This window comes from Halomonas sp. BC04 (genome assembly GCF_000568385.1).
On the sequence record NZ_AZQX01000222.1, the window covers coordinates 1 to 10,874 of the forward strand.

A 10,874-nucleotide genomic window follows, 5' to 3' on the forward strand; every position below is an offset into this window, starting at 1 on the left:
AGTTGGGTGGGCAGGTACTGGCCGATGCTGACGGCAAGCCCCACGGCGCAGGCGGTCAGCATCGGTGCCAGCAGCATCGGCAGGCGCACCCGCCAGAACGCACCGTCAGGCGAGGCGCCCAGGCTCAGCGCCAATTGCGACCAGCGCGGGTCGAAGCGCCGATAGGCCTCGGAGAGCGACAGGAACACATAGGGCAGCACGAACAGCAGGTGGCCGAAGATCACCAGCGCATGCTGCGGGCGGGTGCCCAGCGACTCCATCACCACCACCAGGCCGAACAGGAAGGCGATCTGCGGCACGATCAGCGGCAGATAGAGCAGTCCCAGCGCCGATACCAGACGGCCCTGCGCCGGATGGCGGCCGGTGCGTTGCTCGTTCTCCAGCGCCGCCAGCGCCAGGGCCAGGGCGATCAGCGTGGCGGCGGTGGCAATGATGATGGTCGAGAGCACCGGCCCCGAGAGGTTGGGCAGGGCGCGTAGCCAGTGCTGGTGGTAAACCCCTGGGGCAGTGTGTCGGGGAAGCGCCAGAAGCCGGCGACCGAGTTGAGCGCCAGGCTGGCGATTCCACGAAGGCGGTGAGGGTGGCCAGCAGGATCAGCCCCTTGCCGGCCAGGCGCAGCGGTTGCTCGCCGCGCCTGCGTCCGCCGCGGTCGACCCAGTGGCTCCCCAGTCGGGAAACGAGGCACTCCAGGCACCACCAGGTCGCCAATGCTGCGGCGGTGACCCCCAGCTGCAGCACCGCCCCCGCCGAGGCCATGAAGCGCTGGGCGAGGTCCGGGTCGTGGAACCAGGTGAGGATCGACACCGACAGCGTCGGCGGCAGGGTGGGGCCGAGGATCAGCGCCACGTCCACCACTGAGGTGGCATAGGCGATCACCGCGTAGACCGGCAGGCGGATCAGCGGATAGAGGGCGGGCATCACCACCTTGAGCCAGGCGATGGTCGGCCGGTAGCCCAGCGAGCGGGCCATGGCCACGCGCCGGCCCGGGTCGAGCTGGGGCAGGGCGGCCAGGCTCATCAGCAGCAGGAAAGGGATCTCCTTGATGACCAGCCCGGCCATCAGCGACAGCCCCCAGGGGTCCTGGACGATCAGCAGATCCGGGGGTCGCTCCCAGCCGGTCACGCCCGGCGATATCAGTCGCGAGATCAGACCCGATGGCGCGATCAGGAAGGCCAGCCCGAAGGCGGCGGCGGCGTGGGGAATCGACAGCAGCGGCGAGACCATGCGCCGGATCCAGCGGTCCAGCCGGCTGCCAGAGGCGCCGGCCAGGAACAGCAGTACCACGGTGAGCGAGATCAGGGTCGTCACCAGGCCGCTGGAAAAGCTGACCGCCACCGAGCGGGCCAGGCCGGGTTGGGCGAACAGCTCCCGCCATGGGGTGAGGCTGAACGAGGTACCACCCAGCGCCGGCAAGTAGCCGAAGGCGGGCAGCAGTGCCATGGCCAGCCCGGCCAGGATGGGGCCCACCAGCAGGGTGACGATCAGCAGTGGAGCGAGGCGCAGTATCATCGCGATACTGTCCCCGGTCGCTGTCGCTCACGGGGCGATGATGGCATGACGATTCGTGCCACTGACATCAGTTGCCGACGTAACGGGCTTGCCAGGCGGCTTCCAGGGCGTCGATCCAGCTCGGATGGGGCTGGCCGAGCACCGTGCCCAGTTCGTCCGGGGCCAGGGTCGCGATGCCCAGATCGATGTCCTGGAAGCGGGCGCGGTCCTCCTCGCTCAGGGTGTCCAGGGAGAGCACGGTGTTACTGCCCCACACCACCGGATCCTGCTTTTCCGCCTGGGCCTCGGGAGAGAGCAGGTAGTCGGCCACCACCATGGCGCCTGCCTTGTGCTGGGCATTGTAGGGAATCGCCAGGAAGCTCATGTTGCCGATCATGCCGTGGTCATGCACATAGCTGCGTACGCTGTCGGGCAGCTCGAAATTGGCGATGGCGCCGGACGCCTCGGTGGTGCTGAAGGAGAGCCCGATGCTGATCTCGCCGTCGCCCATCAGCCGGCGCAGCTCGGCACTGTTGGCCGGGAAGGCGCGACCGCTGCGCCACAGGTGTGGGTGCAGCGCATCGAGGAAGTCCCACAGGGGGGCTGTGGCAGCCTCGAAGTCGGCATCCTCCACCGGGGCATAGAAGGCCTCGGTGTCGTCGGCGAGCTCCAGCAGCGCTTGGGTGATGAAGGCATTGCCGAGGAAGTTGGGCACCCGGGCATAGGTGAAGTGGCCGGAGTTTTCCCGAGCCCAGTCGAGCAGTTCGGACATGGAGCGTGGGTGCTCGTCGACCAGCGCCGTATCGTAATAGAACACCACTTGGGAGTTACTCCAGGGCAACTCCAGGCCGTCGACAGGTATGGTCCAGTCGTAGCGCACCGCCGGGGTGTTGTCCGGGTCGGTCAGCGGGTAGTGGGGCGCCTGCTCCGACCAGGGGCCGAACAGCAGGTCGTTGGCCTTCATGGTGGCGAAATTCTCGCCGTTGATCCAGATCAGGTCGACATTGCCGCGCTCGTGATTGCCGGCCTGCTTCTCCGCCAGCACCCGGGAAACCGCCTCGCCCGTGTCGCCGATCTTCACATGCACCAGCTCGATGTCGAATTGATCGGCGACCTGGCGACTTGTCCACTGGATATAGTCGTTGGTGCGCTCTTCGCCGGCCCAGGCGTACCAGTAGACGGTCTGGCCGCGGGCCTCGTCGAGCACGGCTTCCCAGTCGCCAGGGTCGGGGTCGGCATGCAGCGGGGAGGCAAGCAGCAGGACAAGCGGTACGGTGACAGCAAGCATACGGTTCGGCATTACCAGGATCCTAATGGAGTTGTCGGTCATTGAGTGGTCGAGCGATTGACGGGTTCCTTACATCATCGGCCCTCTATCCTTCCGTCATCCTTTTATTATGCCCACTCCCTGTAAGTATTCGCGCCTGACGCCTACCAAACGGTACCGCTGCCTTGCGGCGGTGCGACATGGCCCCTTGGGTCTCGAGAAGAAAAATGGAAAACAACCAATAACTTGATCCGGATTAGATCATGGAGGTAGACACCATGTCACAGCATGACGAGAAACGCCGCAGGCTGCTAGGCCGTCTGAGCCATCAGCTCGCCTATACGGCACCGGTACTGGCGCTGATGGCCGGCGGTGCCGCCATGTATGCCACGACGATCAATGCGTCGAGCGATTCAGGCTTCGCTCCTGTGTCCGAGGAGACACTATTGCTGGCCAGCTACCATGCACAAGGCGAGGGGGAAGCAGAGGCAGAAGGTGAGGCGGAGGCAGAAGCGGAAGGCGAGGCAGAAGCGGAAGGCGAGGCAGAAGCGGAAGGCGAGGCAGAAGCGGAAGGCGAGGCAGAAGGAGAAGCAGAGGCCGGTGATCGATCCGCGGTGGAGCGGCCCGAGGGCTATACCCCCAGGTATAGCGAAGATGGCGAGAACGACCCGGCACTGCTGGCACTGGGCGAGGCGTTGTTCAACGACCCGAGCCTGAGCGGCACTGGCATGTCCTGCGCCACTTGCCATGCGGGAGATACGGGCTACCTGGAGACCTTCGAGCAACCCTACCCACACCGGGTGGCCATGGGGGAAAATCTCTACGGCATGGATCTCGTCCATGCCGATGAAATGGTCCAGATGTGCATGGTCAACCCCATGGCCGCCGAGGCACTGGGGTGGGACAGCGAAGAGTTGGCGGCACTCTCGGCCTACGTTGTCGAAGTGCAGCGGCGCTATGCCGGCGAACCCCATAATCTCTGATACTGCCTGTCCCCGATACACCCTGTGTACTCGCCCGATGCCGTCACGCGGCATCGGGCCCTTGTGATCCGGTAAATGATGCTGCTTGACCCTGCGTTAACGTCTCCGCGCTGCTAATCTGAATTCAGAAGTCACTGAAGTAGAAAAATACCTGCTTCCTGGGATGAGTCAGCTTTCTCTCGCAAGGACGCCACGCAAGGGATCGTCAACATGCGGATACGTCGGGTTGCCCTCGTTCATCGCTTTCTGCTGCTGGCCAGCCTGCTGTGCCTGGTTCTCGGCGGCGGTCTGTTGGCCTGGCAGACGCAGGCACAGGAGAGCGAACGGATCGCCCTGGTCATGACCATTGACGGTGCCATCGGCCCGGCTACCGGCGACTATTTCCAACGCGGCCTGTCACGCGCCGTCGAGCGCAATGCCGAGCTTGTCGTGGTACAGATGGACACCCCGGGTGGCCTGGACGCCACCATGCGCAGCATGATTCGCGCCATGCTCACGTCACCGGTGCCCGTGGCCATGTATGTCTCGCCCAGTGGCTCACGGGCCGCCAGTGCCGGCACTTACCTGCTTTACGGTAGCCATGTGGCCGCCATGGCACCGGCTACTCACCTCGGTTCGGCCACGCCGGTACAGATGGGCGGCGGCTTTCCCGGCCTGGACGAGCCGGACGATGAAAATGACCGCGGCGGATCGGGGAACGAAGACAACGAGGCCAACGACAACGGCAACGGCAACGACGAGGCGAACGGAGACGAGGCAGTCCCTGAAGAGGAGGAAACCGCCGATACGCGGCGCCGCGGCGAGACCGCCATGGAGCGCAAGGTGCTCGAGGATGCCGTCTACTACATTCGCGGCCTGGCCGAGCGCCATGGTCGCAATGCCGACTGGGCCGAGGAGGCGGTGCGCGAAGCGGTCAACCTGACGTCTCGCGAGGCATTGGAGAAGAACGTGATCGATGTCCTGGCCACCGATATCGAGGATCTGCTGGCGCAGATCGACGGCCGCCAGGTGGTGATGGAGCACGACGAGCGCACGCTTGACACCGCGGATCTCGTCATCGAGCGCTTCGCCCCCGACTGGCGCACCCAGTTGCTGCAAGTGATCACCAACCCCAATGTCGCCTATTTCCTGATGATCATCGGCTTCTACGGGTTGATCTTCGAGCTGTCCAATCCCGGCAGCCTGGTGCCCGGCACCATCGGCATCATCTGCCTGCTGCTGGCGCTTTTCGCTTTCCAGCTGCTGCCGATCAACTATGCGGGGCTGGCATTGATACTGGTGGGGCTGGCGCTGATCGTGGGCGAGGCGTTGATGCCCAGTTTCGGCATTCTGGGAATGGGCGGCATCGTCGCCTTCGTGATCGGATCGGTGATGCTGATGGATGCAGACAACCTGAGGATTTCGTTGCCGCTGATCGGCGGCATCGCGCTGGTGGCGGCTATCTTCATGCTGTGGACACTGACTCGCTTCATGGGGCTGCGTCGACGGCCGGTCAGGACCGGTCATGAACAGCTGCTCGGCAGCCATGGGCGGGTGCTAAAGAGCTTCGAAGGGCGCGGCCATGTCCGTGTGAAGGGAGAGCGCTGGAACGCTCGCAGTGCCACCCCACTGCGCAAGGACCAGGTCGTCGAGGTCGTAGAGGTCGACGGGTTGACCCTGGTCGTTGAGCCAGTCGAAAACTGAATTGCTGCGATATCTGAACTGTTGAAATTGCCCATACAACTCAGCCTTAGCGATACCAAGGAGATGGACCATGCTGATTTCCTATCTCGTGCCAGTGGTACTGGTTCTCATGCTGATCGCCGCATCGATCCGCATCCTGCCCGAGTACAAGCGGGGCGTCGTGTTTTTCCTGGGGCGCTTCCAGGCGGTCAAGGGGCCCGGTCTGATCATCGTGATCCCCGGTATCCAGCAGATGACCCTGGTGGACCTGCGCGTGATCACCATGGACGTGCCGGAGCAGGACGTCATCTCCCAGGACAACGTCACCGTCAAGGTCAATGCGGTGCTCTACTTCCGGGTGGTCGATCCAGAGAAGGCGATCATCCAGGTCGAGAATTTCACCATCGCCACCAGCCAGCTGTCCCAGACCACGCTGCGTTCGGTGCTGGGCAAGCATGACCTGGACGAGATGCTCTCCGAGCGTGACAAGCTCAACGACGATATCCAGGAGATCATCGATGCTCAGACCGAGGAGTGGGGCATCAAGGTGGCCAATGTCGAGATCAAGCATGTCGATCTCGACGAGAGCATGATTCGCGCCATTGCCCGCCAGGCCGAGGCCGAGCGTGAGCGCCGCGCCAAGGTCATCCATGCCGAGGGTGAGCTGCAGGCCTCCCGGAAGCTGGTCGAGGCGGCCAATGTCATGGCCGAGAACTCGGCGGCGCTGCAGCTTCGTTACCTGCAGACCATGAGCGATATGAGCAACAAGAACGCCTCGACCATTTTCTTCCCGTTGCCGATGGATATCATGGAGGCGTTCCGCCACCTGAAGGCGTCGCCGGCTGCTCAGGCGCGTGCCGACAGGAACGCCCGAGGCAGTAGTGAAGAGGGCAATAGCGAGCCGGGCAACAGTGAGCAGGACAGGGGTGACGCCACCTGACCTGACTGCCATGGGCACATATAACATGGCATGCTAGGCGCCTCCCCCCGACAGCGAGGTCGCCTTGATTCACACCCTATCGCACCGCCAGCAGGGACTGCTTCTGACCGCCGGCGGTGCGCTGATCATTTCTCCCGATGCGCTGCTGATAAAGCTGATTGGCCTGCCGGATGCCGATATCCTGGTCTGGCGAGGCCTGCTGACCGCCCTGGGCTTCATTGCCATCGTCGCTGCTCGCCATGGACACGGCTTTTTGGATGCTTACCGCCGCTGTGGCTGGACCGGTATCGGTGTCGCGGTGCTGTTCAGCTTCTCCACCTTCGGCTTCGTGCTGGGTAACCAGTACACCAAGGGCGGCAACGTGCTGATGATCCTGGCCGGTGCGCCCCTGATTGCGGCGCTGCTGTCACGGCTGTTCCTCAAGGAGTATCTGCCGCGGCGAACCTGGCTGGCCATCTGGCTCTGCCTGCTGGGAACCTCGCTGATCGTGCTCGACGATGCCGGTGCCGGTTCATGGATCGGCAACGGTTTCGCGTTGCTGGCGGCCACGGCGCTGGCAGCCAACTTCACCCTGTGTCGCACCCGCCCCGGCATCGACATGAGTCCCATGCTGACCCTCTCGGGCTGATCGTCGCCGCGACGGCGGCACTGTTTGGCGTGGCCAGTGGGGGACTGTCACTGCCCCCCGGGGAGAGCCTGCTGTTGCTGGTGCTGCTGTGCCTGGTGCTGCTGCCCCTGGGTTTCACCCTGATCCAGCGCGGCCCGCTCTACCTGCCTGCCGCCGAGGTGGGCCTGTTGATGTTGATGGAGGTGGTGGTGGGGACGCTGTGGGTGTGGTGGATTCTCGCCGAACGGCCCGCACCGGTGGCCCTGGTTGGTGGCGGCCTGGTGCTGGGCACTCTGCTGGCCAAGGGGCTCTATGAGCGTCGTCTGGAACGGCGACTTCGTGTCTAGGGTGCAGCGCAGCATCCTTTCTGCTAGACTTCGCCGCTCATGTCAGGGCCAATACTTCGACAAAAGTCGAAGCGTCAGCGGCAAGCGATGCTCAGCCCGGCAATAAAAGAGCAAGGAACGATACCAACGTGAATATCCTCCTGACAGGGCTGGCCACGCCGCCCTAGCGCAATTTCCCCCTCCGTTTCCGGTAGTGGGCCGTTTCATTCGGCATCACTGCCCGGCATCACGCGATGCCGTGGGCGCCACGCGCCCGATCTGCACGACTCGAAACGCGACGAACCTGATGAACTGCACCGAACCGGTGTGGCCTTGGCGTGGCGTTCGAGATAGACCCTGGCGCCTGACGGCACGACTATAACCATCGACTGGGCAATAGCATGTACGAATCCATCAAGCAGACGTGGTTCTCCAACCTCAAGGGTGACACCCTCGCCGGCATCGTGGTGGCGCTGGCGCTGATACCCGAAGCGATTGCCTTCTCCATCATCGCGGGGGTCGACCCCAAGGTCGGCCTCTACGCCTCCTTCTGTATCGCCGTGGTCATCGCCTTTACCGGCGGTCGGCCGGGCATGATCTCGGCCGCCACCGGCGCCATGGCGCTGCTGATGGTGACCCTGGTACGGGATCATGGTCTCGAGTACCTGTTGGCTGCCACGCTGCTCACCGGGGTGCTGCAGATCATTGCCGGGTATCTCAAGCTGGCCGAGTTGATGCGCTTCGTATCCCGCTCGGTGGTCACGGGCTTCGTCAATGCCCTGGCGATCCTGATCTTCATGGCCCAACTGCCGGAGCTGACGAATGTCAGCTGGCATGTCTATGCCATGACGATTGCCGGGCTCGGCATCATCTATCTCTTTCCCTATGTGCCGAAGATCGGCAAGTCGATTCCCTCGCCGCTGGTGTGCATCGTGGTACTTACCGCCATCTACATGATCAGTGGTATGGACATCCGCAGTGTGCACGATATGGGTGAGCTGCCCGATACCCTGCCGATGTTCCTGTGGCCGGACGTGCCGCTCAACCTCGAGACCCTGATGATCATCTTCCCCACCGCGCTGATGCTCACCGTGGTGGGTCTGCTGGAGTCGATGATGACTGCCACCATCGTCGACGACCTGACCGATACCCCCAGCGACAAGAACCGCGAGTGCAAGGGCCAGGGCATTGCCAACATCGGCTCCGGCCTGCTGGGCGGCATGGCCGGCTGCGCCATGATCGGCCAGTCGGTGATCAACATCAAATCGGGCGGTCGTACCCGGCTTTCCTCGTTGATCGCCGGCGTGGTGCTGCTGATGATGGTGGTATTCCTCTCCGACTGGGTATCGCAGATCCCCATGGCTGCTCTGGTGGCGGTAATGATCATGGTTGCCATCGGTACCTTCAGCTGGAGCTCGATCCGTGACCTCAAGCAGCATCCCATGAGCACCAATATCGTGATGCTGGCCACCGTCGTCGTTACCGTGCTGACCCATAACCTGGCGATCGGTGTCTTCGTCGGGGTGCTGCTCGCCGCCATGAATTTCGCCAACAAGGTCGGCAATATCCTCTATATCGGCTCCGAAGAAGTCGACGAGGGCAGTCGTCGGGTCTACAAGGTGGTGGGTCAGGTGTTCTTCGCCTCCTCCGAGCGTTTCGGCAACGCCTTCGACTTCAAGGAAACCGTGCCGAAGGTCACCATCGACCTCTCCCGCGCTCACTTCTGGGATATCACTGCCGTGCAGACCCTGGACAGGGTGGTGATCAAGTTCCGCCGCGAGGGCACCGAGGTGGAGCTGATCGGTCTCAACGAGGCCAGCGCCACCATCGTCGACCGTTATGCCGTGCATGACGACCCTGCCGCCGTCGAGAAGTTGATGGGCGGGCATTGACACGGCCCTGGGACCGGTTCGTCCTGTGACGTGGCGGTCCTAAGGTGGTAGAACGTCTAGAGCGGCTGGTTGCATGCAAGCCTGCCGTCAACCAACGCCAGCTTGGGAAATGACAAGATGACAGATCAGGTAATGGCCGCCATCGACGGCTCGCAGTTCTCGGAAGGGGTGTGCGACTACGCCGCCTGGGCCAGCCTGGCGCTGGAAGCGCCGCTGACCTTCCTGCATGTGGTGGACAATCACCCACAGACCGCCGAAACGGATCTGTCCGGGAATATCGGCCTGGGGTCGCGGGAGCACCTGCTCGAAGAGCTGGCAAGTCTTGACGAGCAGCGCGCGAAACTGGCCCAGGAGCAGGGGCGGGTGATGCTGGCTGCTGCCAAGGAGCGGGCCATTGAGGCAGGCGTGGCAGAGCCCATGACACGCCAGCGCAACGGGACCCTGGTCGAGACCCTCAGTGAGCTGGAAAACGATATCCGGCTGCTGGTCATCGGCAAGCGCGGCGAAACCGCCCACCAGGCCAGCGAGCACCTGGGTTCCAACCTGGAGCGGGTGGTGCGCACCCTGCACCGGCCGATCCTGGTGGTGCCGGACGCTTCAAGAAGCCCGAGCAGGTAATGATTGCCTTCGACGGTAGCAAGACCACCCGCAAGGGGGTGGAGATGATTGCCAAGAGCCCGCTGTTCCAGGGAATCCCCTGCCATGTGGTGATCGTAGGCGCCGAAACCGGCGACAACCGCTCGCAGCTCGATTGGGCGCTGGCGACGCTGCACGAGGCGGGTCATGAGGCCGAAGGAGCGATCCGCGCCGGGGAGGTGGAAGAAACTCTGCGTACCTACCAGAAAGAGAAGGACATCGATCTGCTGGTGATGGGCGCCTACGGCCACTCGCGCATTCGTCACCTGCTGGTGGGCAGTACCACCACTGCCATGCTGCGGGGCAGTCAGATGCCGATCCTGCTGCTGCGCTGAGGCTTACCCCAGCCGGCCCTTCCTACGGGAAGCGTGCCGGCTTTTTAGGTTCAATGTCGCTGAGCACTAGTGGAGTGCGGCCGGGCCTCTTCCCTTGAATAGTCGTTCAAGGGTTTGTTATCGTGAGCACCTGTTAACCTGACTATCCAGATACCTTTCTTGAGGTCGCTGGTAACTGTAGGAGGAGCAATCCGATGACTCAGTTACTCACCGACACCCTCCCCAGTCCGCCCTAGCGCTACTGTTATCCCTACCTGCTTGGCGTTCGCAGCTCTGCCTATCGTCGTCCGATGCGGCTGGCTGCCTGTCTATAGAACAAGCTGAAAGGATATCTTTATGAGTGCTCAAGGGGCCTTCCTGCCCGATGCAGAACAGCTCTCCCCGAAGGATGGCTGGATCAGCGTTCATAACCATCTCCCCATCGATAGCCGTGCCACCTTGCTGGTGGTGTATCAGGACATGCATGGCTCGGGAGTCACGTCAGCGATCATGGAGCGGGGGCGCTTCCTGAGCATAGCCAACCGTGCTCTAGTGCGCGGCGTGCGCTCCTGGCATTTTCAGGGAGATAAATGATGAGTCGCGAGACACTCCCCTTACCTACACGCGTCCAGCAGTTGCTTGAGCAGGGCTACGTCGGTATCGATCAGCAGCGTCCCGAGCAGGACAACTGTGTGGATTACGACCTGCTGTTCATGGGCCAGCGCATTTCCGGCCACCGCACGCTGTCCGATCTGACGC

Annotated in this window: 9 protein-coding genes and 2 pseudogenes; 9 read left to right on the forward strand and 2 right to left on the reverse strand. The window is 63.1% G+C overall.

Annotated elements, in window-relative coordinates; translation table 11 throughout:
• Positions 1-449 (reverse strand): annotated as a pseudogene (locus Q427_RS36320) (ABC transporter permease); the annotation flags it as partial.
• A gap of 593 nt (positions 450-1,042) precedes the next feature.
• Between Q427_RS36320 and Q427_RS36325 the strand changes: the two are divergent.
• The gene (locus Q427_RS36325) at positions 1,043-1,417 is read left to right on the forward strand and encodes a hypothetical protein (protein ID WP_051496423.1); all 375 of its coding nucleotides are present in this window, start codon (positions 1,043-1,045) and stop codon (positions 1,415-1,417) included.
• Positions 1,418-1,576: 159 nt separating this feature from the next.
• Here Q427_RS36325 and Q427_RS15330 read toward each other — a convergent pair whose 3' ends face one another.
• Positions 1,577-2,788 (reverse strand): ABC transporter substrate-binding protein, encoded by a 1,212-nt coding sequence (locus Q427_RS15330; protein ID WP_043515475.1) that lies wholly within the window; start codon positions 2,786-2,788, stop codon positions 1,577-1,579.
• 230 nt (positions 2,789-3,018) lie between these two features.
• On the opposite strand from Q427_RS15330, the gene Q427_RS15335 reads away from it, so the two are divergent.
• The 8 genes and pseudogenes from Q427_RS15335 (at position 3,019) to Q427_RS15365 (ending at position 10,709) form a co-directional block, all read left to right on the forward strand.
• Positions 3,019-3,738 (forward strand): cytochrome c peroxidase, encoded by a 720-nt coding sequence (locus Q427_RS15335; protein ID WP_197030669.1) that lies wholly within the window; start codon positions 3,019-3,021, stop codon positions 3,736-3,738.
• Between the two features lie 210 nt (positions 3,739-3,948).
• Complete coding sequence (locus Q427_RS15340) at positions 3,949-5,421, forward strand: NfeD family protein (protein ID WP_043515466.1); 1,473 nt, start codon at positions 3,949-3,951, stop codon at positions 5,419-5,421.
• A 70-nt stretch (positions 5,422-5,491) separates the two neighbouring features.
• On the forward strand, positions 5,492-6,340 hold the full coding sequence (locus tag Q427_RS15345) for a slipin family protein (RefSeq protein WP_043515468.1): 849 nt from the start codon (positions 5,492-5,494) through the stop codon (positions 6,338-6,340).
• 64 nt (positions 6,341-6,404) lie between these two features.
• Positions 6,405-6,968 (forward strand): EamA family transporter, encoded by a 564-nt coding sequence (locus Q427_RS36330; RefSeq protein WP_331280646.1) that lies wholly within the window; start codon positions 6,405-6,407, stop codon positions 6,966-6,968.
• Positions 6,969-6,997: 29 nt separating this feature from the next.
• A complete protein-coding gene (locus Q427_RS36335; RefSeq protein WP_331280647.1) occupies positions 6,998-7,294 on the forward strand; it encodes a hypothetical protein in 297 nt (98 codons plus the stop codon).
• A gap of 380 nt (positions 7,295-7,674) precedes the next feature.
• Entirely contained in the window at positions 7,675-9,165 is a 1,491-nt protein-coding gene (locus Q427_RS15355) for a SulP family inorganic anion transporter (protein WP_043515470.1), read from the forward strand.
• 117 nt (positions 9,166-9,282) lie between these two features.
• Positions 9,283-10,136 (forward strand): annotated as a pseudogene (locus Q427_RS15360) (universal stress protein).
• Between the two features lie 336 nt (positions 10,137-10,472).
• Entirely contained in the window at positions 10,473-10,709 is a 237-nt protein-coding gene (locus tag Q427_RS15365; RefSeq protein WP_043515472.1) for a hypothetical protein, read from the forward strand.
• The last annotated feature ends 165 nt before the right edge of the window (positions 10,710-10,874 follow it).